This window comes from Nitrobacter vulgaris, assembly GCF_002028545.1.
In the GTDB taxonomy this organism is placed as follows: Bacteria; Pseudomonadota; Alphaproteobacteria; order Rhizobiales; family Xanthobacteraceae; genus Nitrobacter; species Nitrobacter vulgaris.
The window spans coordinates 74788-99985 of record NZ_MWPQ01000026.1 but is presented as its reverse complement, the minus strand read 5'-3'; the positions used below and the strand labels follow the sequence as shown (position 1 = coordinate 99985).

The window sequence follows — 25198 nt, the reverse complement described above, 5'->3', positions numbered from 1 at the left end:
CCAGCACGACCGCTGCGACAATCACCGCCCACTTGATGAAAATGTAATAGCGCCAGTGTTTCGGAAACGGCGTCTCCGGCTTGGTCATCGCGCGATCTCCCATGTCGTCACCGGCTTGCCGTCGGCGTCCTTGCCGTCCTTCAGCACAACGCCCATCGCGGCGAGTTCGTCGCGTATGCGATCGGATTCGGCGAAGTCTTTTCGCTTTCTTGCCTCAAGGCGAGCGGCCACTAATTCATCGACGTTCGAACCTGCTTGCTGCTCCTGCGATCGCAGCCAACGCGCGTATGAAAATACGTCGATACCAATGGACAATAGCGCTTGATCAAAATCGTCGTCGTACTTGAGTTCACCAACCCTCGAGACCATCAACGGAGTATTCAGATCATCAACGAGCGCCTCTAATATTTCCGGTGAGAGATTCAGTTGACCCGATCGTTCTTTCGCCGCCATTCCGCGACGCACATAATCAAACTGTTTTATTCTACCGCAGATGCGACGAAGAATAGTTTCACTTTCTTCCAAGGCCTTGGTCGTCCAATCGATCGGCTGGCGATAGTGGGTACGTAACATATTCAGCCGCAACACCTCACCCGGCCACTTCCGTCCACCAAACTTCTCCGTGGTCAAAAGCTCATTGATCGTCACGAAGTTGCCGAGACTCTTCGACATCTTCTCGCCTTCGACCTGCAGGAAGCCGTTGTGCATCCAATAATTCGCCATGGCGTGCGCGCCGTGGGCGCAGCGCGATTGTGCGATCTCGTTTTCGTGGTGAGGAAAGATCAGGTCGAGGCCGCCGCCGTGGATATCGAAGACCTCGCCGAGATAGGCCGCGCTCATGGCCGAGCATTCGATGTGCCAGCCGGGACGACCCCTGCCCCACGGGCTGTCCCAGCCCGGCTCGTTATCCGACGACAGTTTCCACAGCACGAAATCGGCCGGGTTCTTCTTGTGCGCGTCCACCGCGACCCGCGCGCCGGCCTTCTGCTCATCCAGCCTGCGGCCTGACAGCAGCCCGTAGTCCGGCATCGACTGCACGTCGAACAGCACCTCGCCGCCGGCCTCATAAGCATGGCCGCGCGCGATCAACTGCCTGATCAACGTCACCATGTCAGCCTTGCCGTCGGCGCGCGGAGCCACGAATTCGGTGGCGCGCGGCTGATGCGTCGGCGGCAGGCAGCCGAGCGCGGCGACATCGGCCTGAAACTGCGCGGCCGTCTTTTCGGTGACCTTGCGGATCGCCTCGTTCAGCGGCAGGCCCGGAAAATCCCGCCCCGCGCGGTCGTTGATCTTGTCGTCGACGTCGGTGATGTTGCGGACGTAGGTGACATGGTCGGTGCCGTAGATGTGTCGCAGCAGCCGGAACAGCACGTCGAATACGATGACCGGCCGCGCGTTGCCGATATGGGCAAAGTCGTAGACGGTCGGCCCGCAGACATACATCCGCACGTTCGACGGATCGATCGGCGTGAAAACACGCTTTTCCTTAGTCAGCGTATCGTAAAGACGCAGTTCCATAGAATCCCGCTCCAAACCGCCGGGCGTCCAGTGCTCTATTGTGAGAAAAGACGGCCTCGGCCAGCGAATCGCTAGCCCGTAATCTCGCGGCAAATGCCACAAATGGCGAGGAAACCGTTCATTCCGGTCAACATGGAACAGCCGGGGTACATCGTCAAGTTGCGCCCCATAAACGCCTTATTTCGCCGCGAAATCGCCCCGTATTCCCCGTGGCGAACTCCGCCATCACCTTCTCCTTTTCCCGGCCCATCATGCATATTCTCCCCGCAGTTCGGGTTTTTCCCGTCATTCTGGCAGGCGTGGCTCTCTTTGCAGCCACCGCATGCGCCGACAGCCGCATCTTCATCATTGCCAACCACGCCGACGGGTATGGCGTTGACCAGTGCCTTGCCCAAGGCGAAAGCTGCGGAGCCTACGCCGCGCATTCCTACTGCCGGTCACGCGATTTTGCACAGGCCATCGCTTACAGACGCGTCCGGCCTGACGAGATGACGGATTCGATTCGAGGGTCCACAAATTCCTGCCGGCACAGCGGCTGCAACGAGTACGTCGCAATTACCTGTCAACGTTAACGCGCCGATTCATAGCAGGAAAAGCCTGTGTCGCACCAAGGCCGCCACACTCGCGCCCCGGAAACGACGTGACGCTGCCGCGAGAAGCGGATAAGACACGGCCACGCTGGCGAACGGCCATCTAAGTAACGCATCCAGCCTGCACCATCAGCGTGTCGCAACGCAATCAGGCTCGCTGGTTGCGGAAAGATCATCGCGATGGGCTCGTTGTGCGGAAGACAGTTCCTCTTCGTAGAGCAAATTTGCAGAATCGCTCCGGGATCGCTCTGATGGCGGATCATGCCTGACCTTTCCTTTGCCCGCACGATAAGAATATTGGCTTGCGCCGTCGGCATTGCGGGCGCGGCCGCCGATACCTTGGCGCAAGGCGTTCCGCCAGGGGGCAATCCGATTTGCCCGCGGCTCGAGGCGCAGCTCGCAAGCATCGACCGCGGCGGCACCGATCCTGCGCGAGCCGGACAGATCCGGCGCTATGAGGAGGCAGCAGGCCGGCAACAGGCCGAGCTCGAACACGTCATTGCGCAAGCGAGGAGCACGGGCTGCGACAGTTCAGGATTCTTTCAGCTCTTCAATGCCCAGTCCGCGCAATGCGGACCGGTCACCCACCAGATCCAGCGCATGCGGACCAACCTCCAGCAGATCACCACCAACCTGGAGCGGCTGCGGGCCGGCAACGGCGCCAGCCCCGAGCGCGACAGTCAGCGCCGCTCCGTGCTGATTGCACTGGCCCAGAACAATTGCGGCCCGCAATATGCGGCAGCCGCGAGGAACCAGGGTTCCTTCTTCGACGACCTGTTCGGCAACCACTCCGACAATCAGACGATCCTGCCGCCGGTCGATTCGGGCGCGCAATCTGGAACCTATCGGACCGTCTGTGTACGTTCGTGTGACGGTTTTTACTTTCCGATCTCGTTCGCCACCACTCCGAGCCGGTTTCCCGACGACGAGCGGACCTGTAAGAATCTTTGTCCTGCGGCAGACGCTGCTCTCTACGCGTATCGTAATCCCGGCGAAGACATGAATCAGGCCGTCTCTACCAGCGGGCAGCCTTATTCGTCGTCGCCGAACGCATTTCGATACCGCCAGGAGTTCAATCCGTCGTGCTCGTGCAAGGCTGCGGGCCAGACATGGGCAGAAGCGTTGAAGGGACTTGACGACAAGGCGACGGCCGCCCAGCAGGGCGACATCATCGTCACGGAAGACGGCGCGCGGAAAATCTCACAGCCGACCGGAGACAAAGGTTCGCAAAAGAAAAACTCAGCGGCGAAAGCCGATGCACCCCAGACCAGCCCCGCGGATACTGCGCCGACCGCCTCCACACCCTCGAACAAGCCGATCCGGTCGGTGGGGCCAACGTTCATACCCGCGCATTAGAGCGGGATGAAAATTGGATGGCGGTTTCCCATTTGCGCTGGCGCGGCCCTTCGGGGCGGGGTCATACTCTGATTTCAGCCGTCATCCCTCGAAGGCTTCCGCCGAAACCGTCCCCGACCGCGAGACGAGATTCTCATCCGGTGCCGGCAATGGTTTACCGGAATCGCGAAACCGGTTGGTGATCGGATAGCGCCGGTCGCGACCGAAATTTCGGCGCGTGACCTTGACGCCCGGCGCCGCCTGGCGACGCTTGTATTCGGCGGCGTTCAGCAAGCGGTCGACTCGCACGACCACATCGCGGTCGAACCCATCCGCGACGATCGACGCCAGCGGTTCCTCCCGCTCGACCAGCCGCTCGAGAATCGCGTCGAGTAGCTCATAGGGCGGCAGCGAATCCTGATCTAGCTGGTTCTCACGCAACTCGGCCGTCGGCGGCCTCGCGATGATGCTGGGCGGGATCACCTCGCCCGATGGACCAAGCGCGCCGTCCGGCTTCCACGCGTTGCGCAGGCTTGCCAGCCGGAACACCTCGGTCTTGTAGATATCCTTGATCGGATTGAAGCCGCCGTTCATGTCACCGTACAGCGTGGCATAACCTACCGACATTTCCGATTTGTTGCCGGTGGTCACCACCATCGCACCCAGCTTGTTGGACATCGCCATCAGAAGCGTGCCGCGGGCGCGAGACTGCAGGTTCTCCTCCGTGATATCGCGGGGGAATCCCGCGAACGTGCCCGAGAGAATCTCCTCGAAACCATTCACTGCCGGCGCGATCGGCAGCACGTCGTAGCGAATGCCGAGCGCCTTTGCGAGCGTCGCAGCATCGTCGAGCGAGACCTGCTCGGTAAAGCGGAACGGCAGCATGACACCGTGGACGCACTCCGCTCCAAGAGCATCGACGGCGATGGCCGCGCACAAGGCCGAGTCGATGCCGCCCGATACGCCGAGCAGCACGCCGGGAAATCCGTTCTTCCGCACGTAGTCGCGCAAGCCCAACACACACGCGGCATAGTCGGCTTCGTCATCGTCGATCTGGGGGGCGACAGGTCCGTTGCAGTGCCATCCTGCCGCGGACCTGGTCCATTGCAGGGTGATAATGCTTTCTTCGAAGGCTGGAAGCTGGGCCGCCAACGAGCGATCGGCATTCAACACAAAAGAAGCGCCGTCGAACACCAGTTCATCCTGACCGCCGACCTGATTGAGATAAACCAGCGGCAGATCGCTCTCGGTCACGCGCGCGACCGAGATCGACAGCCTGATGTCGCTCTTGCCTTTTGCATAGGGCGAGCCGTTGGGAACGACAAGAATTTCCGCGCCGGTCTCCGCCAGGCACTCGACGACGTTCTCGTACTCGGCGGATTCCTCGACCCACGTATCTTCGCAAATCGGCACGCCGATCCGCACGCCCCGAATTTTCAGGGGTCCCCCGACCGGCCCCCGCGCGAATACGCGCTTTTCATCGAACACGCCGTAGTTCGGCAGATTGACCTTGAAGCGGATCGCCGCGACCCGCCCCTCATCCAGCAGCGCATACGCATTATAGAGTTTGCCGCCATCGACCCATGGCGTACCGATCAGCATGGCCGGGCCGCCGTCGGAGGTCTCCCGCGCGAGACCTTCGATCGCCTCGCGGCAGGCAGCCTGGAACGCTGGCCTCAGAACCAGATCCTCGGGCGGATAGCCGGCAATGAACAGCTCCGGAAGCGCCACCAGCGCGGCCCCGTCGGCCTTGGCCTGGGCACGCGCCGCGCGAGCCTTGGCGGCATTGCCGGCAATGTCTCCAATCGTCGGATTCAATTGGCCGAGCGTGATCTTGAAGGTTGTTTCGGTCATGGACGCTTGTTACCCGCCCGGCGTCTCAGAAACCAGAGACCGCCGGAATAGGTTTCACCTTTCCGTTCCGATCGTGCCTCAGCAACTCGGCAATGAGGAATGCCATGTCGATCGACTGCTCGGCGTTCAGGCGCGGATCACAGACGGTGTGATAGCGGTCGTTAAGATCCTCGTCCGTGATCGCGCGCGCGCCACCGATGCACTCGGTGACGTTCTGCCCGGTCATCTCCAGATGAACGCCGCCAGCGTGCGTGCCCTCCGCGGCATGGATACTAAAGAACGACTTGACCTCCGACAGGATGCGGTCGAACGGACGGGTCTTGTAGCCGCTCGTCGACGTGATGGTGTTGCCGTGCATCGGATCGCATGACCACACGACAGCACGGCCCTCGCGCTTCACCGTGCGGATCAGTTGCGGCAGATAATCGGCCACCTTGTCCGAGCCGAAGCGGCCGATGAGCGTCAGGCGCCCCGGTTCATTCTCAGGATTTAGCACGTCGATCAGCTTCAAAAGTTCGTCCGGCTTGAGCGACGGGCCACACTTCAGCCCGATCGGATTCTTGATGCCGCGGAAATACTCGATGTGGCCATGATCAAGCTGGCGGGTGCGATCGCCGACCCAGATCATGTGGCCCGACGTCGCGTACCAGTCGCCGGTCGTGGAATCGACCCGCGTCAAGGCCTGCTCGTAACCGAGCAGCAGCGCTTCGTGACTGGTATAGATGTCGGTCGACCGCAGTTCCGGGTGGCTCTCAAGGTTGAGCCCGCAGGCGCGCATGAAATTGAGCGCGTCGAAAATACGATCGGCCAATTCCTTGTAGCGGCGCGACTGCTGGGAGTCCTTCAGAAAACCAAGCATCCACTGATGCACGCTGCCAAGATTGGCAAACCCCCCGGTCGCGAAGGCACGCAGCAGGTTTAGCGTCGCCGCCGACTGCCGATAAGCCATGATCTGACGATGTGGATCGGGTATTCGCGACTGTGCGCTGAACGCAATGTCGTTCACGATGTCGCCGCGGTAGCTCGGCAATTCGACGCCGTCGATCTTCTCCATCGGAGATGAGCGCGGCTTGGCAAACTGGCCAGCAATCCGGCCGACCTTCACAACCGGCAACGCGCCGGCATAAGTCAGAACCACCGCCATCTGTAGCAGCACACGGAAGAAGTCGCGGATGTTGTTGGCGCCGTGCTCGGCGAAGCTCTCGGCGCAGTCTCCGCCCTGCAGTAAAAATGCCTCGCCGTTTGCGACTCGGGCCAAGGCTTTCTTCAGATTGCGCGCCTCACCCGCAAACACCAGCGGCGGAAACGTAGCAAGCTGCGCCTCGACTTCGCCCAATACCTTCGTGTCCGGATAAACCGGAACCTGCTGCACGGGCTTGGTGCGCCAGCTATCGGGTGCCCAGCGCTCGGACATAAGGTCAACTCCTGAGCAAAAACCGTCACTTAACGGGAATGAAGACCGGTATATACACTCACCGGCCGGGCCGCGCCAGTTGGCATTAAGTTTTGCCGCACAAGGCGTTGTGATAAAAGGAATACTTTCTTCCGACTTATCGAGAAAGACCCCGATCCTGATTGGCGTCGGACAACAGTTGCTTTCAGGTATGTCGCCGGATCAAAGTCCTCAATACCCACGGGGTTTGGTCCGAACGTTCACTCGCTGCTTTTACGCACATGGCGTTCAGTGGGCGTCCGCATCGTCACGAGTTCTTCGGCCGCGGTGGGATGCAACGCCATGGTGGCGTCGAAATCGGACTTGGTCGCCTTCATTTTGATCGCAATGCCGAGAACCTGCACCATCTCGGCCGCGCTATCGCCGACGATGTGGCAACCCAGCACGCGATCCGTCGTCGCATCCACGACAAGCTTCATCAGGATACGGGTATCGCGACCAGACAATGTCGCTTTCATCGGACGGAAGGTCGTCTTGTATATATCGACGTGGGTGAACTGCGCGCGAGCCTGCGCCTCGGTCAAACCTACCGTGCCGACCTCGGGCTGGGAAAAGACCGCAGTCGGAACATCCGCATGATCCACGCGCGTGGGCTTGTTCCCGAACACCGTATCCGCAAACGCGTGCCCTTCCCGGATGGCAACCGGCGTAAGGTTGAAGCGATGCGTCACATCGCCGACCGCATGGATATGCGGTACGTTCGTTTGCGAAAAGCCGTCAACGGCAATGCCGCCGTTCTCCGGGTTGATGGCAACGCCCGCCTTCTCGAGGCCGAGATTTGCAACGTTCGGATGCCGGCCGATCGCAAACAGTACCTGATCGGAGGCAATACTCGACTCGTTCGATAAATGAGACGTGAACTCGTCGCCGTGCCGATCGACCCTTTCGACGACGCAACCCGTCAGGATCGTGATGCCGTTCTTTTCCATTTCGGCGCGGACATGAGCGCGGACGTCATCGTCGAAGCCGCGCAGGATATTATCGCCGCGATAGATCAGGGTCACATCGCTGCCGAACCCGGCAAAGATGCAGGCGAACTCGAGAGCGATATATCCGCCGCCCTGAATCGCAATTCGCTTCGGTAGCTCCGCGAGATGAAACACCTCGTTGGAAGAGATTACGTGCTCGATGCCGGGAATGGCACGTCCGTGGTTGGGCGCGCCCCCTGTTGCGATCAACACATGCTTCGAACGGATCGTCTCACCAGTCGTTAGTCGGAGCGTGTGCGCATCCTCAAAGACCGCCCTCGTCTTGACGACCCGCACGCCCGCCTTCTCGAGGGTAGACGTGTAAGCCGCCTCGAGCCGGGCGATCTCCTTGTCCTTGTTAGCGATCAGCGTCGGCCAATCGAACGTTGCGGACGAAATCGACCAGCCAAAACCGGCGGCATCCTCGATGTCGTGGCGGATATGAGAGCCGTAGACCAATAGCTTCTTCGGCACACACCCCCGGATGACGCAGGTACCGCCCATCCGGTATTCTTCCGCAATCATGACGCGCGCGCCATACCCGGCGGCGATGCGCGCGGCGCGAACGCCGCCCGACCCACCGCCTATGACGATCAGATCGACGTCGAAATCAGCCATGCTGAGGAGCTAGCCGAACTCAGATTTCCTTGCCGCGCTTGCGCATTTCCGCACGAAATTCGCCATTGACGACATCGGCGAACTGCTGCGCCCATTCGTTCATGTACTTCATGCTCGCTTCGATCGCCTTGGGCTCCTCTGTGATCAGCTTTTGCCCCAGCGCAGACTTGTAGAACGTGACAAGGTCCTTCAACTCCTGCTCCGTGAAATGACTGGCATAAATCTTTGCCATGCCGTCGCCGATCTCCTTCTCACGGCCCGCCAGCGACTTTGCAACGATCAGGGCAACCTCGTTGAGATCCTTCTGATAGTTCAGGTTGGCTTGAAGCAGCGTGGTCTTGGTCCGCTCGACCATGCCCGGAATGGCATTTGCGTATATCGCCCCCGCGTGCTTCAGCGTCAGAAGTTCCTTGGCCGAAGCGACGGCGGCGGCCGTCGGCTGGCTGGCTTGCTGAGCTTGTGCAAGGGCTGGGAACGCCAGCGCCACGGCAAGACAAGCTGCTGGCAGAAACTTTGAAAGACACCTCATCTCAATTCTCCTTATTGCGGCGCTATCGCCGCTCGACAATGCGAATTCCCTGCGCGCCCGCCAGCATCGCCACGCCTGCCAGGCCAATGAAAAGGCCATGTTCGACGACGCCAGGTATCGGATTCAACAGTCCGGCCAGATAGGATGCATCGGGTATTTGCCCAAGATGGGCATCAAAAATCCAGTGGCCGCCATCAGTGACGAAAGCATGACCATCCGGTCCCTTTCTGATGACCAGTTCACCCGAAACGCCGGCTTTTGCAAACACCTCCGTAATCGCACGTCGCGTTGCGGCGAGCCCGAACGGAATGACTTCGATCGGCAGGGGAAAGCGGCCCAGCCGCGCCACCCACTTTGTCTCATCCGCGATTACGATCATGCGGTCCGACGCTGCAGCCACGATTTTCTCGCGCAGAAGCGCCCCGCCGCCACCCTTGACCAGATTTAGATCGGGGTCGATTTCGTCGGCGCCATCAACCGTCAGATCGAGCCTGTCGAGGTCGTCCAGGGTGGTCAAGGGAATGCCGCACCGCTCCGCGTCGGCTCGCGTGACCTCTGATGTCGGCACGCCCACAACTTTCAACCCGTCGCGCACGCGCTCGCCCAAAAGCTCGACAAAGTGCTTGGCGGTAGATCCCGTTCCGAGACCCAGTCTCATGCCGTCCTCGACATATTCAAGGGCACGCGCCGCAGCCTGTCTTTTCAATGCATCCAACGTCATGAGGACCTCGATCTTGCGCGGCCTCGCCCTGGCTGCGAGGCATTTCCAGGATGGTTACTAGCGGCGTTTGGCCGGAAGGAACAGGGCGTCGGGTGTTTTTCGTAGCCTTCCGAGAGCCGAGGCCAGCCGCACTTCACCCTTGCATGTCCGACGGGAGGCGGATACCGATCCACCATCATGACATCTTCCCCTCCTCCCATGGTCGTGTTCGACCTCGACGGGACGCTGGTTGATACCGCGCCCGATCTCGCCGCCGCGCTCAACTTCGTCCTGGACCGCGAGGGCCTGCGCACGGTGTCGTTGCCGACAGCCCGCTCGATGATTGGCGCAGGGGTTCGCCGCATGATCGAACGTGGCCTTGAGCATGAGGATCGCGCGGCGACACCCGATGAGGTCACGCGGATGATGGGCGACTTCATCGACTACTATACGGCGCATATCGCCGACGCATCGCGTCCGTTTGAGGGACTTATCGAGGCGCTCGACGAGTTGTCGGCGCGAGGACATTGTTTCGCCGTCTGCACCAACAAGCTGGAAGCGCTTGCCAAGCTGCTGCTTGACCAACTGGGGTTGAGTTCGCGGTTTTCTGCAATCTGTGGCGGTGACACCTTCGGCGTGTCCAAACCAGATCCCGCGATCTTGCGGCAAACCATCGCGCAGGCGGGGGGCAACCCCCAAACCACCATTATGGTTGGTGACGCAGGTCCCGACATAGGGGTGGCGCGCCGGGCTGGAATCCCCGTTATCGGGGTCACATTCGGCTATACCGAAGTCCCGGTCGCAGAACTCAAACCCGACCGTGTTATCAGCCACATGAGGGAGCTGCCGGACGCAGTCGCCGCACTGCAAGCTGCAACTCTGAACGTAACCGGCTGATCGATCGGTCCAGTCGAGCGGATCTTGAGATATTATCGCGACCGAGGCCGTAGCGGGCGATCTTCCCGCCACACGGTCCAGCCGGCGATGGTGGGACGGTTCGCCGCCTCGAGGGATCACGCGCCGTCTCGGCCTGCTCCGGTGCGTTAATCTCAATGGATTTCTTGCGCACCGCAGCAGAGCCGGTACATTGTGCCCCGGCCAGAACACGCCTACATTAGAAAAGAAACAAATACCTCATACGCCGTTGCAACAAGGCAAATGAAATGACCGGTTGTTCTGCCCCCGCCGAGACTTCGGGCTCCCGGAAAATGGTCGACCCGTTCGGCCGAAACATCAGCTATTTGCGCGTGTCGGTCACGGATCGCTGCGACCTTCGCTGCTTTTATTGCATGTCCGAGGATATGACTTTTTTGCCCAAGGCGGATCTGCTCACGCTGGAGGAGCTTGATCGTCTGTGTTCGGCTTTCATCGCCAAGGGCGTGCGCAAGCTGCGGCTGACAGGTGGGGAGCCGCTGGTTCGCCGCAACGTGATGTCGCTGATCCGCTCCTTGTCTCGCCATCTCGGGACAGGGGCGCTGAAGGAGCTGACGCTCACGACAAACGGATCGCAATTGGCCCGTTTCGCGAACGAGCTTAAGGATTGCGGCGTGCGACGGATCAACGTGTCGCTCGATACGCTTGACCCTGCCAGATTTCGTGAGATCACGCGCTGGGGCGACATCCAGAAAGTCATGGCAGGCATTGACGCTGCACAAGCCGCGGGCCTCGCGGTCAAGATCAATGCGGTTGCGCTCAAACACCTGAACGAGGACGAAATTCCATCCCTGATGGAATGGGCGCACAGTCGAGATATGGCACTGACTCTCATCGAAGTCATGCCGATGGGCGATATCGGCGCATCCCGCGCCGATCAGTACCTGCCGCTATCCATGCTGCGCGCTCGGCTCGAAGGTCAATACACCCTCACGGACCTCGATGACAGTACAGGCGGTCCCGCCCGCTACGTTCGAGTCAGTGAGACCGGCGGCAAACTTGGCTTCATCACGCCGATGACCCACAATTTCTGCGAATCCTGCAACCGCGTCCGTATCACCTGCACCGGCACCCTGCATACCTGCCTCGGACACGAAGACGCCTCCGATCTGCGCCGGCCGCTCCGCGCATCACCCACCGACGATCTGCTGTACGAGACGATCGATCGCGCCATCGGCCTCAAGCCGAAAGGCCACGATTTTATTATCGACCGTCACAACCGTCCGAGTGTAAGCCGTCACATGAGCGTAACCGGCGGGTAGCGATTTAGACATTCGCCCGTCTGGCCGCATCCCGAAGCGAAGGTTGGCGGACCTGCCTTGACGGTATCGGTGATCCATTATGCGTGGGGCTTGATCCGAAACCCCATGCCCGCAATGACATTCTCAAAGGCTTCTATCCAAGTCGTGATTTCCTGGAGCCTTCCGCTTCTGACGAAATCAGAAGCTGCTCCATGACTCTCATCTAACGCGTTTTCTTCACGCGAGCCGGTATCCACTTCGCTCGAAAACGCTATAACCGCTCAGCGGTCCGCCACACCCCAAAACCATCAACGGCCCGGTTGACTGTGGCAACGTAGCATTGGAATGGTGCGACGCCCTTCATAGCCAGCATCCGACAGGCCGCCGTATTCCACAATCTGGCACAAACAACCGGTGTTGCGGCTTCGGAGATACTGGGGGTCTGAAGTCTGGCTTCAGTGATCGCGCTCGGCGGCCACCGGGAGGAAATTGATGCGTCCGTTACTGGCGCTTAGCACGGCTATCGACCGGCTCAATGAAAAGGTTGGGTACGTATGCAATATCCTTGTGCTGCTTGCCGTGCTGGTGAGTGCCGGGAATGCGATGATCCGATATGCCTTCGACTACAGCTCGAACAGCTGGCTCGAATTGCAGTGGTACATGTTCGCCATCCTCGTAATGTTCGGTGCATCTTATACCTTCAAACGCAACGAACACGTCCGCGTCGAGATCTTCTATCTGTTCCTGTCCGAGCGCGGCAAGCTCTGGCTTGATCTCATCGGAACCCTTTTTCTTCTCATTCCGGCCTGCCTGTTGCTCAGCTACCTGTCATGGCCTTTCTTCATGCAGTCTTATGCGATCGGCGAAATGTCAGGAAATGCCGGTGGTCTCGTCCGCTGGCCGATCAAGCTCGTCGTCCCCCTCGGATTCATCATGCTCGCGCTTCAAGGTGTCTCGGAAGTGATTAAGCGGGTCGCGGCGCTACTCGGCGTTGTCACGATCGATGCGACGTACGAGAGACCGACTCAATGATCACGCTGGAAATGATGCCGCCGATGATGTTCGGCGGCCTGGTTCTGGCGATGTTGATCGGCTTTCCGGTCGCCTTCACATTGGCTGCTGTGGGGCTCTCGTTCGGATTCCTTGCGATCCATCTTGGCTTCTTCGATCTGAATTTCCTTCAGGCCATACCAGGGCGCGTGTTCGGGAGCGTGCTGTCTAACGAGTTGCTGCTCGCGATTCCTTTTTTTACGTTCATGGGATCGGTGCTTGAGCGCTGCGGCCTCGCGGAGGACATGCTCGACTCGATGGGCCAACTGTTTGGACCAATCCGCGGTGGCCTTGGCTATTCGGTCATACTTGTCGGGTTCATCCTTGGCGCCATCACCGGCACGGTCGCTGCTCAGGTGATCGCCATGGCGCTCATCTCGATGCCCGTGATGATGCGGTATGGTTACAACATTCGCTACATCACGGGCGTGCTGGCAGCATCCGGCACCATCACTCAACTCGTTCCGCCTTCCCTGGTGCTGATCGTCCTGGCCGATCAACTCGGAAAATCGGTCGGCGACATGTATCTCGGCGCGTGGGGGCCTTCGCTGTTTCAGATCATGCTGTTCGCCGGCTACACTTTCCTGCTTGGCCTCTTCAAGCCCGATCACGTCCCCCCGGTGCCACAGGAATCCCGCACGCTCGCCGGCTGGCCGCTTTGGCGCAAGTGCCTGATGGGCATCATTCCCTCCGCCGTCCTAATCTTCGTCGTGCTCGGCACCATGATGTTGGGCCTTGCGACTCCGACGGAAGCAGGTGCGATGGGCGCTGTCGGCGCTATCGTGCTGGCGACCATTCACCACAAAGATTTCAGCAGTACCGGCCGAAAACTCCTGATCATCGGCGCGACCACCGGAGGCATCGGAACGCTCGTCGGAATTTTCTTGGCCGAGGGATTGGTCTTCAAGATCGCGTTCGCTGTTACCTATCTCGCAGTCGTGTGGATTTGTCTGGAAGCCGTCCGTATCCCGGGACTGCGTGACCTCATCAAACAGGGTTATCGATCGACGATGCGCCTCACCACCATGGTGACGTTCATTTTGATCGGCTCGACATGTTTCTCGGTGGTGTTTCTCGGGGTATCCGGCGGCGAGTGGCTGGAACACCTGCTGACATCGCTGCCAGGCGGCGTATGGGGCTTTCTCATCTTCATCAACGTCTTCATCTTCTTCCTGGCGTTCTTCCTCGATTTCTTCGAGATCGCCTTCATCATCCTGCCAATGATCGCTCCGGTGGCCCAGAAACTTCTCGCTCCCATCGTCGGTGCGGATGCGGCCTTGATCTGGTTCGGCGTTATGATCTGCGTCAATATGCAGACCTCGTTCCTTCACCCGCCATTCGGTTTTGCGCTGTTCTACCTGCGCGGCGTCGCCCCGCGAGAGGTAAAGAGCTCCGACATCTACTGGGGCGCGGTGCCCTGGATTGGATTGCAAATCATCATGGTCGTTCTTGTGATCGCGGTCCCCGCGAGCGTGACAAGTCTGCTTGGCAAAGCGACAGCCGTCGATCTCAACAAGATCAAGATCGAGATCGAGGTTCCGATTATCGATGTAGCGCCGCTCGATTTGGGTCCAGCACCAACAAACCGACAATAGATGCAACTTCAGGATTCGTTCCTAGAGTCTTATCGCTTCTGATGAAATCAGAAGCGAAGCTCTGAATTGTTGTTTTGACGCGTTCTCTTCACGCGAACCGGTATCCACTTCGCTCGAAAGCGTTGTAGCGAACTCCACTCGCTCAAGCGATTACAAGCGAGCCTGGATATCGGACAAAGGACACCTCGCCTTCGCGCGAAATAGGACGCGAAACAACGATCGATGTTGGAATGTGATCAGCCGCGCGTCCGCGATCGGATCATGAAGGTGTCATAGGTATACTCGGCCACCTGCCACCACAAATACTGGTCCGATCGATAAGCTTGCATCGCGTCGATCGCCTTCTTGAAGTCCGGGTTGTTCGCTGAAATCTCGTCCCACAATTCGTTCGTGGCTTTCAGGCAGGCGTCGAGAACATCATTACTGAACGGCCGAAGTTGGGCACCACCTGCAACGAGCCGCTTAAGGGCGGCCGGATTTTGCATGTCATAGCGAGTAGCCATCCAGGTGTTGGCCGTCGCCGCCGCGTTCATCAATATCGCCTGATAGGTCTTTGGTAACGTGTTCCACTTCTCGAGATTGCAGAACGCATGGATTGTCGGTCCGCCTTCCCAGAAACCCGGATAGTAATAATATTTGGCGACTTTCTGAAAACCCAGCTTTTCATCATCGTAGGGGCCAACCCATTCGGCCGCGTCGATCGCACCCTTCTCAAGCGAGGGATAAACGTTACCCCCGGCAAGCTGCTGCGGTACCACACCGACCTTCTGCAACACCTGACCGGCAATGCCACCGATCCGCATCTTCAGGCCAGACAAATCAGCCACGGTCTTGATCTCCTTGCGGAACCAACCGCCCATCTGCGTACCGGTGTTGCCGCAAGGAAACCCGATGACGCCGAACTTCTTGAAGAATTCATTTGCAAGCTCATTGCCGCCGCCCTGAACCAGCCAGGAATTCTGCTGGCGCCCATTGAGCCCGAACGGGACCGACGCGAAAACCGCGAAGGTGGGATCCTTTCCGACATAATAATACGAAACGGTGTGACTCATCTCGACCGTCTTGTTGGCCGTCGCATCGAGCGCCTGCAATCCAGGAGCGACCTCCTCGGCCGGGAAAACCTGGATCTGGAATTTGTTGTCGGTCATTTCCGCAACTTGCTTGGTAAAGACCTCGGCAGTGCCATAGATCGTGTCGAGCGATTTGGGGAAGCTCGACGTCATACGCCACTTGATCTCAGGCGCCGATTGCGCAATCGCCGGTGAGGCAACGGCCGAGACAGCGGCACCCGCGGCCGAACCTTTCAAAAAATCACGACGTTTCATTAGATATCCCTTTGACGATAGTTCTTGAGATTCCAGCGAAGACACGAATTTGAGCCTCGCTGATCGCGTTGCAGCGAACCCCGCAAGCGAATCTCAAACTCGAAACTTGAAACTGTAGCTAGTGGTACTTTGATTCTGAAATTTGCAAGCCTCCCGCCGTGACGGAAATGCAAATCTTAGAATCGGATCACCGGGCTACGGCGACCGCGTCGTGGAGCCGGTCACGAATAGTTTCGGCGATGGCACGATAGATCGCCGCATGGGGACCCTCAGGCTGGCTCTCGACTACCGGATAACCGGAATCGGAAGTCTCGCGAATCGACATATGAAGCGGGATTTCGCCAAGGAACGGTACTCCCAGCCGTTCCGCCTCGTGTCGCGCGCCCCCATGGCCAAAGATATCGCTTCGCCCCCCGCAATGTGGACACTGAAAGAAACTCATGTTTTCGATAATGCCGAAAACCGGCACGTTGACTTTTCTGAACATGGCAAGTCCGCGCCGTGCGTCGATCAGTGACAAATCCTGCGGTGTCGAAATGATGACGGCGCCCTTGAGCGGCACGTTCTGAGCCAGCGTCAGCTGAGCATCGCCGGTTCCGGGCGGCATGTCCACGACCAGAACGTCGAGTTGGCCCCAAGCCACATCGCGCAGCATTTGCCTGATCGCCGAGGCCACCATCGGGCCGCGCCAGATCATCGCACTTTCTTCCTCGATCAGAAAGCCGACCGACATGATGGCAAGGCCAAACCGCCCGATGGGCACTATCTTCTTGTCGTCTGTCAATTGCGGCTTTTCACGAATACCGGTCAATCTTGGAATTGATGGCCCGTAGATATCGGCATCGAGCAGACCGACACGCAAACCGAGATCCCGTAGGCCCAGCGCGAGATTAAGCGCGGTGGTCGACTTGCCGACACCGCCCTTGCCGGAAGCAACGGCAATAATGGCGGCGACTCCGGGAATATCCGCCTGTCGCGCCATCGGTGAAGCTGATGCCGAATTTTGTGTTGACCGACGTGTCGACACGTGCGGAATCCCTTGCTCCGACCGCGACGATAAACTTGGCGTCGTGCTGTCCGGCTTGCGTTCAGCTGTCAAAGCCACCATCGCGACCGACACTCCCGGAATCGCGCGCACGGCCGCTTCGGCGTTGGCGCGAACCTCCTCCCAGACCTTGATTTCCGGCGCCTCGACGTTGATAGAGAAAAATACCTTGTCGCCGTTGACAGCGATCTCCGACAGCACATCGGCGACGGTCAGCGCCACGCCACCGGGAGAGAGCACACCGGCCAGCCGGTCGAGAACTTGCTGTGGTGTTACATTCAAGTCGTCTCTCCTGAGTAGGCGCTCTCTGCTTCGAAAACAGGGTCTACATGGCTACCCGCCGCAGCCGGGTCAACGCCTGTATCTTGGCTAATCGAGAAAGCAAACCTTGGCCGAACGAACGGCCGCAGCCCGCCTCACCCCGTCAAGGCCGGAAAAGTCAGACCCGTTCAGCCACAGCGTCATAGTTGAGTTCGATCAACACGCCGTTCGGGTCGCTGACGAAAATCTGCCAGATGGCTCCGCCGGGGACTTCGCGAGACCTGAACGTGAACCCTTTCGACTGAAGGCGCTGTTTCATGCCCCCGAAATCGCGGCTTGCGAAGGCGATATGATGGACAACACCGGAATCCGGCTTTTGGGGTTCGGAGGTCGGCGCAATGTCGACGAGGTGAACCACAGGCTTGCCCTCGCTGTAGAGCCACGCGCCCGGAAACGCGAAATCTGGTCGATCCCCGTTCGTCAGACCGAGAATCTCCTCGTAAAACCGTACCGTCTCGGCAAGTTTGCGGGTCCGGATATTGAAATGATCGAGCATCCCAACGCTCATGCGCGCGCTCCCTTGTCCGGCCCGGAAAATGATTGTCCCATTCCACTCTAACGCGTTTTGAATCGCGTTGGAAATTCGTTCGTCACAATACCCGTCGCCTCCGGACTCCTTCAGGCTTTCCGACCTTTGCCGCTGCGATCTCAAGAGCTATGCTGATGATGGCGAGATTTCGCAACTCGTTCATCGCAACGCGCTCATCACTCTTTCAGTGAAACCTCAGGATTTGAACAAGGCTCGGTCATGGCTAAAGTCGCATTTCTCGGTCTCGGCGTCATGGGGTTCCCCATGGCAGGACATCTCGTCGCAAAGGGCGGCCACGAGGTGACCGTGTTCAATCGAACGCCGGCCAAAGCCAAGGCATGGGCCGAAAAATTTGGCGGGAAAACCGCAGCGACGCCGGAAGCGGCCGCCGGAGGTCAGGATTTCGTAATGGCGTGCGTCGGCAACGACGACGACCTGCGTGCGATCACAATCGGCGCAGGCGGTGCCTTTGCGGGAATGAAGCCAGGATCAATCTTCGTCGATCATACGACGGCCTCCGCTCAGGTCGCACGCGAGCTTGATGCCGAAGCAACCAGGCGCGGTTTTGGCTTTGTGGACGCCCCGGTCTCCGGGGGCCAGGCCGGCGCCGAAAACGGCTTTCTTACCGTGATGTGCGGCGGAGAAGAGGACGCTTATACTCGCGCCGAACCGATCATCGCGGCCTATGCCAGGATGTGCAAACGGCTCGGCCCAGCGGGTGCCGGTCAATTGACCAAGATGGTCAATCAGATCTGCATTGCCGGCCTCGTGGAGGGATTATCGGAAGGTATCCACTTCGCCAAAAAGGCAGGACTTGACGTCAATGCAGTTGTCGACGTGATTTCGAAGGGCGCCGCGCAATCCTGGCAGATGGAGAACCGTTCCAAGACGATGAATGAAGGCAGGTTCGATTTCGGCTTCGCCGTCGAATGGATGCGCAAGGACCTTTCAATCTGCATCTCCGAGGCCCGTCGCAACGGCGCAAGCCTGCCAGTCACAAGCCTTGTGGACGCCTTTTACTCGGAAGTCGAAAAGATGGGCGGCCGCCGCTGGGACACGTCCAGCCTTCTGGCGCGACTCGAACGTTAACGGCTGTCCGATTCACGACGCTCCCCCTGCCCCGGTCGATCGCCGTCGAAAGCAATTAACGTCCCGTTAACCGGATTATCCTGCTTTTTAAGGCCGCCTTTAAGGATTTGGCGCGAGAAATGGATCAGTAACGACTCGCGCGGCCGCGTACAGGATTTGTGTCTGGTTGATGAGTACTCCCGCCGATAAACCTGAAGTCGTCCAGCTTCCGGTCGCTCCCGCGATTGTACCGTCCGCACGTCATCGCCGCGCCACCACGCAGCGCGTCCGCGAAGCGCGCGACCGCCTGACTTCAACCAGCGGAACACGGCCGGCGTTCGATCACGAACTGCTCCGGCAATATGCGCAAACACGACTGTCGGCATCGTTTGTCGTGATGCTGCTCTTGGTTGCAACTGGCGTGCTCTTCGGCTTCTGGATAGCGCCCACCGCCGCCGCGGCGTGGACGTTCGGAATGCTCTGCCTCCACGCAGTCATCATCTACAACTGCAAGAATTATCTCAAGACACCATCATCGGCCAATAGCACACGCAAATGGCGCGCGCGTTTCATTTTGCTCGATCTCCTATACGGCCTGTGTTGGACGACGATTCTAGTGCATCCTGCCGGCTCGGATCAGGTCACAAATACCCTGATGATGTTTCTGATGCTGCTGGTCGTGGCGGTATCGAGTATGCTCTCGGCCAGTCTGCCGATTGCCGCCCTTGCCGCAACCGCCCCCGTAACCTCGGCAATCGCGCTGAAGTTCGCGACTGCCGGCAGCTTCAACAACTACATCCTTGCCATTCTGGCGCTGACTGCGGAGGGCTTCTTCGCCCTGCTCGCGCATCGTTTGCATTCCACGACGCTGGCGACGCTCGAAGCGCGGGCGGAGAAGGACGCCCTAATCGGCGAACTTGAGCAGGCGAAGGCTATTTCGGACGAAGCGCGGCATCGCGCGGAATCGGCCAACGTCGCAAAATCACGGTTTCTGGCTCAAATGAGTCACGAATTGCGGACGCCCTTGAATGCCATTCTCGGATTTTCCGAGGTCATGAAGAGTGAAATTTTCGGCGAGCACGCGGTTGCAGTTTACAAGACCTATTCGGCCGACATTCATAACTCCGGCGTTCACCTCCTGAATTTGATCAATGAGATTCTTGATCTATCGCGGATCGAGGCCGGCCGTTATGAACTCAACGAAGAGGCCGTATCTCTGGTCCATGTCGTGACCGAATGTCACCATCTGCTGAAGTTACGGGCCTCGAACCGCGGCATCACAATTTATGACGTGTTCGAACAAGATATGCCTCGCATCTGGGGTGACGAGCGCGCCACGCGCCAGATCGTGCTCAATCTGTTGTCGAATTCAATCAAGTTCACGCCACAAGGCGGAGAGATATTGCTGAAGGTCGGATGGACTGCTTCAGGCGGGCAATACCTCAGTGTCAAGGACAACGGCTCCGGGATCGCGGAAGACGAAATCCCGATTGTGCTTGCCTCGTTCGGACAGGGATCGAATTCGATCAAATCCGCAGAACAAGGCGCGGGTCTTGGTTTGCCGATCGCTAAGAGCCTGATCGACATGCACGGCGGTACGTTCACGCTGAAATCCAAGCTTCGCGTTGGCACGGAGGTCATCGTTACCTTTCCGCCGGAACGCGTGATGTCTGCTCTGGCGCCCATGGCGGAGGAAAGTCCGCGGCTTCAACCTGGGCAAGCGGACGATCACATAGCCGACGAAAGACGCCGCCTGCGGAACACGCCGATCATGAACGCTGGAACAGGTCTTAGAGCATGATGGCGACTCGCACTCCAGGTCTGGCCGAAAACGCGGCAGGTGCGTTGTGATCCGCATCCTGCTCGTGATCGGAATGCTGGTGGCAACCGCCGGAGCGGTGGTTGCCTATGGGGATCCCGCACGAATATCGGCTGCGGGAAAATTGGTCTCGACGATGCTGCACAAGGCCGCCGCGAGCCCCCCACGGAGCGTCCAGATTCCTCGGACAGAGAACGGCGATTTTACACTTCACGCAAAGATCAACGGCGTGAAGACGCCAATGATCATTGACACCGGCGCAACGTCCGTCGTCCTCACCTACGAAACGGCGAAGGCTGCCGGATTACCGCTGGAATTGCTGAACTACGATGTCGATGTCGAGACCGCCGGCGGGCGAGCGCGCGCCGCTCGCCTGACGCTCGACAGGCTCGCAGTTGGGAAACTTGTCGAGCGATCCGTGCCTGCGCTCGTCGTGCCGCGCGGCCAGATGAAAGCCAACCTTTTAGGGATGAGCTTCCTCAATCGACTCGAGAGTTGGGAAGTTCGCGCGGACCGGTTGATGCTGCGCGGCTATCCCTGAGCCGCTCTGACTGCGTCCTTGTCGTTAGGGCTATAAGCCCGTTCCTGACGGTCCATTCTTTAGGTGATGCGTCGTAGCCGCTTAGCATATTGAGCATCTGGATTATCCCAAACGCTGTTTCAGCGATCACGGAGCGCGTGTCGGAGCGCGCCGAGGTCGATGTGTTGGTCCAGATCTTCCAACTTGACTGGAATTCGTCTTCGCCAGTTGGGGTGCTCATTCACCGTACCTGGAATATTCGGCTGATCCGTCAATCCGATCAGATCGTCGAGCGCGATCGCGAGAATGCGAGACGGCGTGCGCGCGAGAAATTCAACGGCCCCAAGAAAATTCTTCGCTGCGATATGTTCTTCACCGAGCTTCCATTCGAACGCGTGGCGCGCATTCGTCCGCTCCGCGTCGGTTTCGCCGGGATCGATCCCAAGCTCCCGCTTCACCCTGAGATCGGAATGCGATTGCCAGCCGGCGAAGGACGCAAGATCATGCGTCGTGAAGGTGACAAGCGCATTCGCGGCATATTCCGACGACTCAATAAAAGCACCATCGTTGCCGCGTTCGAACATCATCACCTTGTAAGACCACACACCCCATGCCGCAAGACTGTCGCGAAAACCCTCCAGTACCGTTCCAAGATCCTCGCCGATGACGATACAACGCTGGCCGACGCTCTCTTGCGCGATAACGCCGAGCATCGCCTGCAACGGCATCTCCACATATGCTCCCTGTAGAGGCGATGCTCCGGCCGGTATCAAGTAAAGCCGGCTGAGACCGAGCACATGATCCAGCCGTATGGCTCCCGCGAAACGCATCGAAGCGCGCAGCATCTCCCGAAACGGTGCAAAGTCGCTCGCCTCGAGGCCAGCGGCATGGAATCCCGCCAATCCCCAATCCTGCCCCGACGTGTTGAGTTGATCTGGCGGCGCTCCAACCGAAAGCGCGCGCGAGATGGCATTCTGCTCATTCCAGGCGTCGAACCCGCCGGCCTGAACACCGACGGCGACATCCAGATAAAGCCCGACCGCCATTCCGCGTTTAGCAGCGAGATCGGCGCATGACTGTAGCTGAGCCGCCGCGCACCATTGCACGAACTCGACGAACTTCACCTCCTCGCGCTGTAGGCCGCTGCATATGGCTTGAATTCCGGCATCAGTCGGGTGGCGCCACTCTTCCGGCCACAGCCACCAAGGCGACGGACCGAATTTCCGCCGCAACACTTCGAAGCAGGCGTAGCGTTTCAACAGCTCGCCTCTCTCCTTCCTGAAGATTTCGAATGCGGCTTGCGCGGCCTGATCATGCTGAAACTCCGAAAAAGCCTGCCGGAATGCGGCGTATTTCAGTTTCGCAACCGCCGCATAATCGACCAGTTTGCCTTCCCGGACCCGATCGAGTTGTTCACGATGCTGCCTCAGCCACGCGCTCGAAAAATTCGGCATCCGCTCGGGATCGATATAAAGCGGATTAAGAAACAGCCGGCTGTTTGGCGCATAGGGGCTGCATTCAAGAGGGCGGTCATCGAACAGGGCGTGAAGTGGATTGAGGCCGATGCCCTGGCATCCCCAATCCGAGGACAGTTCGATCAGCGATGCAAGATCGGTGAAATCACCAATTCCCCAGTTGCGCGACGATGACAGCGCGTACAGTTGAACAGACAGGACCCAGACGCGCTCGAACGAGCCTTGAAAGGCTTTTTCAGGCGTGACCAGCAAGGGAACTGAATCGATGATGGTGCCATTGCCACTTTCGAGTTCCAATCGATAAGTACCGACCGCTATTGAACGCCGGATATCGATCGTTGCCGAAGCGATGTATCCTTGAGCGAGCACCGCATCACGTTGCACGAGTCGCCAGGCGATGCCGTTAGCCTCGGCTTCGACAGGAATGCGAGACTTAGCCTTGTCGGCGACGATGACCACGGGCTGTTTCAAGAAGCGATGGCGCGGGGGCGATGGCAAACTCTCAATAAAGGCGCGCAATCGATCATTTTCCAGGAGATGACGGCGGCCTAGTCCGTCGACAAAGTCCAGATTGATGCCCAAATCGCGCGCTTTTGAATAGATATCCATCCCCGTACCGGCCCTCACAGAGGGAACAAACTCGGGAACAAAAGGGCAGTTCCATCGGGAACTTTGCGGCTGCCCTGGGGTTAGCTTTCGAGTCTTTCATTATTCATCAGCAGGTTAACTGGCGCGTGATGTCCGTATCGACGCAAAAAAGCATGCCGTTGCGTGCAGACGAAAGAGGCGCAACCGTCGGCACATTTCATATTGAAGACGTTTATCCCTGCATCGACGCCGGACGCTTTCCCGTTAAGCGCCTCGCTGGCGATAGGATCGATGTCTGGGCCGACATCTTCCGAAGCGGGCATGACGTCATCGTCGCACAGTTGATATGGCGGCATGAGCAGGATCGCGACTGGCAAAGGTCGGTTATGACCCTGCAAGACAATGATCGCTGGTTTGGAATCCTCGCACCGGCCGAACCAGGACGTTACGTTTATGCCATAGAGGCCTGGACCGACGAATTCGCCACCTGGAAGCGTAATTTCGAACTCAAGCAGAAGGCCGGTCAGGACATCACCCTCGACGCACTCGAAGGCGCCGCGCTGCTGACGCGCGCGCAGTATGGCGACAAGGACGCGACCGCGATCATCCTCCGTCAATGCGAAGACTTTCTTCACAAGGGTGACCCCGCCAGCCTGCTCGTGCCGGAATTGACGAGCGCCATGGCCGAAGGTTGTGTCCGGTCCGATCTCACACGCTCCCGGTCTTACCCGCTGACGGTCGACCGCACCCTTGCCGTCGCGGGAGCGTGGTACGAGATGGTGCCACGCAGCCAGAGTGCCGTCCCCGGCCAGCACGGCACGTTCCGGGATTGTATTGCTCGGCTGCCCGATATCGCGGCCATGGGATTTGACGTCCTTTACTTCACGCCAATTCATCCCATCGGCAGAACTAATCGGAAGGGGCGCAACAATGCGCTGACGGCCGCCGACGACGATCCTGGCAGCCCCTACGCCATCGGCTCCAAGGAAGGTGGGCACGATGCCATTCACCCCGATCTCGGTACTTTCGACGACTTCCGGGAGTTGATAGCAGCCTGCAAGACTCATGGCATGGAGATCGCGCTCGACATCGCCGTGCAATGTTCGCCCGATCATCCCTGGCTCACCCAGCATTCCGACTGGTTCAAGCGGCTTCCGGACGGCTCGATGCGTTATGCGGAAAATCCACCCAAAAAATATGAAGATATTGTCAATCCAGATTTCGGTTGCGAGGACGCAGGGTCACTGTGGAACGCGCTTCGCGATGTGATCTTGTTCTGGATCAATCAGGGCGTGCGCATCTTTCGAATCGACAATCCGCACACCAAGCCGTTCAATTTCTGGGAATGGCTAATCCGTGAGGTCCAGACCAAGGATCCCGGCGTCATCTTCCTTGCCGAAGCGTTCACCCGACCCAAGGTCATGAAGGGTCTCGCCAAGCTCGGCTTCACACAATCGTATACCTACTTTACCTGGCGAACCCAGAAAGGAGAGATTGAATCCTATCTCAACGAACTGACGGGATATCCTGAGCGCGACTATTACCGGCCCAACTTTTTCGTCAGCACGCCAGACATTCTGCCTTACCATCTGCAAAGTGGCGAGCCGTGGATGTTCAAGTCTCGGGTTGCCCTGGCAGCTGCGCTGTCGAGTACCTACGGAATCTACAACGGCTTCGAGATTCTGGAGCACGAGGCCATTCCGGGGCGCGAAGAATATCTCAACTCGGAGAAGTACGAGATCAAGGTTCGCAACTGGGATGCACCCGGAAATATCAAATCTTACATCGCAGCGCTCAATCGGGCGCGGCGCACCAATCCGGCGCTTTTGCAAACTCGTAATCTGAGGTTTCTCCCTGTCGACAACGATCAGATCATCGCCTTCACCAAGCAATCCGACGATGGCTCCAACACGATCGTCGGGGCCATCGCGCTTTCGCGCGAGAGCCGTGAACTCTGGCTTCCGCTTGAGTCGATCCGGATGGAGACCGTGAATGGATCAAAGCCTCCCGTCGCAATCGAAAACCTCATGACCTGCGAGCGTCACGCCATTGAGTGGGGCGGGGTACGATTGAGACTTGATCCATTACGCGATCCCGCGCTCTTGTTTCAATGTCTGGCGTGAG

General features: G+C 58.9%; 21 protein-coding genes. 10 read left to right on the top strand and 11 right to left on the bottom strand.

The window, feature by feature from the left end:
- Positions 1–84 precede the first annotated feature (84 nt).
- Together cysS and B2M20_RS19455 are read right to left on the bottom strand one after the other, a co-directional pair.
- Positions 85–1518 carry a cysteine--tRNA ligase gene (cysS, locus tag B2M20_RS06575; RefSeq protein ID WP_079446272.1) on the bottom strand — a complete coding sequence of 478 codons (1434 nt, stop codon included), beginning with the start codon at positions 1516–1518 and terminating at the stop codon, positions 85–87.
- A gap of 71 nt (positions 1519–1589) precedes the next feature.
- The gene (locus tag B2M20_RS19455) at positions 1590–1913 is read right to left on the bottom strand and encodes a hypothetical protein (RefSeq protein ID WP_158081508.1); all 324 of its coding nucleotides are present in this window, start codon (positions 1911–1913) and stop codon (positions 1590–1592) included.
- Here B2M20_RS19455 and B2M20_RS20160 point away from each other — a divergent pair.
- Together B2M20_RS20160 and B2M20_RS06565 are read left to right on the top strand one after the other, a co-directional pair.
- Complete coding sequence (locus B2M20_RS20160) at positions 1818–2090, top strand: hypothetical protein (protein WP_244553443.1); 273 nt, start codon at positions 1818–1820, stop codon at positions 2088–2090. The two genes, B2M20_RS19455 and B2M20_RS20160, sit on opposite strands and share 96 nt — an antisense overlap.
- A 279-nt stretch (positions 2091–2369) precedes the next feature.
- Positions 2370–3464 (top strand): DUF2865 domain-containing protein, encoded by a 1095-nt coding sequence (locus B2M20_RS06565; RefSeq protein WP_079446271.1) that lies wholly within the window; start codon positions 2370–2372, stop codon positions 3462–3464.
- Positions 3465–3545: 81 nt separating this feature from the next.
- Here B2M20_RS06565 and B2M20_RS06560 read toward each other — a convergent pair whose 3' ends face one another.
- From B2M20_RS06560 to rpiA, 5 genes are all read right to left on the bottom strand, one after another.
- The gene (locus B2M20_RS06560) at positions 3546–5297 is read right to left on the bottom strand and encodes an NAD+ synthase (protein WP_079446270.1); all 1752 of its coding nucleotides are present in this window, start codon (positions 5295–5297) and stop codon (positions 3546–3548) included.
- Positions 5298–5322: 25 nt separating this feature from the next.
- The gene (locus B2M20_RS06555) at positions 5323–6711 is read right to left on the bottom strand and encodes a class II 3-deoxy-7-phosphoheptulonate synthase (protein ID WP_079446269.1); all 1389 of its coding nucleotides are present in this window, start codon (positions 6709–6711) and stop codon (positions 5323–5325) included.
- 239 nt (positions 6712–6950) lie between these two features.
- On the bottom strand, positions 6951–8336 hold the full coding sequence (gene gor, locus B2M20_RS06550) for a glutathione-disulfide reductase (RefSeq protein ID WP_079446268.1): 1386 nt from the start codon (positions 8334–8336) through the stop codon (positions 6951–6953).
- A 19-nt stretch (positions 8337–8355) separates the two neighbouring features.
- A complete protein-coding gene (locus B2M20_RS06545) occupies positions 8356–8865 on the bottom strand; it encodes a DUF2059 domain-containing protein (protein WP_079446267.1) in 510 nt (169 codons plus the stop codon).
- A 22-nt stretch (positions 8866–8887) separates the two neighbouring features.
- The gene (gene rpiA, locus B2M20_RS06540; RefSeq protein WP_079446266.1) at positions 8888–9586 is read right to left on the bottom strand and encodes a ribose-5-phosphate isomerase RpiA; all 699 of its coding nucleotides are present in this window, start codon (positions 9584–9586) and stop codon (positions 8888–8890) included.
- Positions 9587–9763: 177 nt separating this feature from the next.
- Between rpiA and B2M20_RS06535 the strand changes: the two genes are divergently transcribed.
- The 4 genes from B2M20_RS06535 (at position 9764) to B2M20_RS06520 (ending at position 14384) form a co-directional block, all read left to right on the top strand.
- Positions 9764–10462: an HAD-IA family hydrolase gene (locus tag B2M20_RS06535; protein ID WP_079446265.1), complete on the top strand. Its 699-nt coding sequence runs from the start codon at positions 9764–9766 to the stop codon at positions 10460–10462.
- Between the two features lie 266 nt (positions 10463–10728).
- Positions 10729–11760, top strand: a complete 1032-nt coding sequence (moaA, locus tag B2M20_RS06530) for a GTP 3',8-cyclase MoaA (RefSeq protein ID WP_079446264.1) — start codon at positions 10729–10731, stop codon at positions 11758–11760.
- A 471-nt stretch (positions 11761–12231) separates the two neighbouring features.
- Positions 12232–12771, top strand: coding sequence for a TRAP transporter small permease subunit (locus B2M20_RS06525; protein ID WP_079446263.1), 540 nt, complete (start codon positions 12232–12234; stop codon positions 12769–12771).
- Positions 12768–14384: a TRAP transporter large permease gene (locus B2M20_RS06520; RefSeq protein ID WP_079446262.1), complete on the top strand. Its 1617-nt coding sequence runs from the start codon at positions 12768–12770 to the stop codon at positions 14382–14384. The genes B2M20_RS06525 and B2M20_RS06520 overlap by 4 nt, the downstream gene beginning before the upstream one ends.
- A 236-nt stretch (positions 14385–14620) precedes the next feature.
- Here the strand turns inward: B2M20_RS06520 and B2M20_RS06515 are convergent, their stop codons facing one another.
- The 3 genes from B2M20_RS06515 to B2M20_RS06505 all read right to left on the bottom strand — a co-directional run bounded on the left by B2M20_RS06515 (position 14621) and on the right by B2M20_RS06505 (position 17583).
- Positions 14621–15709 (bottom strand): TRAP transporter substrate-binding protein, encoded by a 1089-nt coding sequence (locus B2M20_RS06515; RefSeq protein WP_079446261.1) that lies wholly within the window; start codon positions 15707–15709, stop codon positions 14621–14623.
- 187 nt (positions 15710–15896) lie between these two features.
- The gene (locus B2M20_RS06510; protein ID WP_079446260.1) at positions 15897–17036 is read right to left on the bottom strand and encodes an Mrp/NBP35 family ATP-binding protein; all 1140 of its coding nucleotides are present in this window, start codon (positions 17034–17036) and stop codon (positions 15897–15899) included.
- A gap of 157 nt (positions 17037–17193) precedes the next feature.
- Positions 17194–17583, bottom strand: a complete 390-nt coding sequence (locus B2M20_RS06505) for a VOC family protein (protein WP_079446259.1) — start codon at positions 17581–17583, stop codon at positions 17194–17196.
- Between the two features lie 240 nt (positions 17584–17823).
- Between B2M20_RS06505 and B2M20_RS06500 the strand changes: the two genes are divergently transcribed.
- The 3 genes from B2M20_RS06500 to B2M20_RS06490 all read left to right on the top strand — a co-directional run bounded on the left by B2M20_RS06500 (position 17824) and on the right by B2M20_RS06490 (position 21032).
- The gene (locus tag B2M20_RS06500; protein WP_079446258.1) at positions 17824–18693 is read left to right on the top strand and encodes an NAD(P)-dependent oxidoreductase; all 870 of its coding nucleotides are present in this window, start codon (positions 17824–17826) and stop codon (positions 18691–18693) included.
- Positions 18694–18862: 169 nt separating this feature from the next.
- Positions 18863–20473, top strand: a complete 1611-nt coding sequence (locus B2M20_RS06495; protein WP_079446257.1) for a sensor histidine kinase — start codon at positions 18863–18865, stop codon at positions 20471–20473.
- A gap of 46 nt (positions 20474–20519) precedes the next feature.
- Positions 20520–21032 (top strand): TIGR02281 family clan AA aspartic protease, encoded by a 513-nt coding sequence (locus tag B2M20_RS06490; protein WP_079446256.1) that lies wholly within the window; start codon positions 20520–20522, stop codon positions 21030–21032.
- 119 nt (positions 21033–21151) lie between these two features.
- On the opposite strand, the gene malQ is transcribed toward B2M20_RS06490, so the two are convergent.
- Positions 21152–23095, bottom strand: coding sequence for a 4-alpha-glucanotransferase (malQ, locus tag B2M20_RS06485; RefSeq protein WP_079446255.1), 1944 nt, complete (start codon positions 23093–23095; stop codon positions 21152–21154).
- A 128-nt stretch (positions 23096–23223) separates the two neighbouring features.
- Here malQ and B2M20_RS06480 point away from each other — a divergent pair, with 128 nt between their 5' ends.
- Complete coding sequence (locus B2M20_RS06480; RefSeq protein WP_079446254.1) at positions 23224–25197, top strand: alpha-1,4-glucan--maltose-1-phosphate maltosyltransferase; 1974 nt, start codon at positions 23224–23226, stop codon at positions 25195–25197.
- Position 25198: the final 1 nt, after the last annotated feature.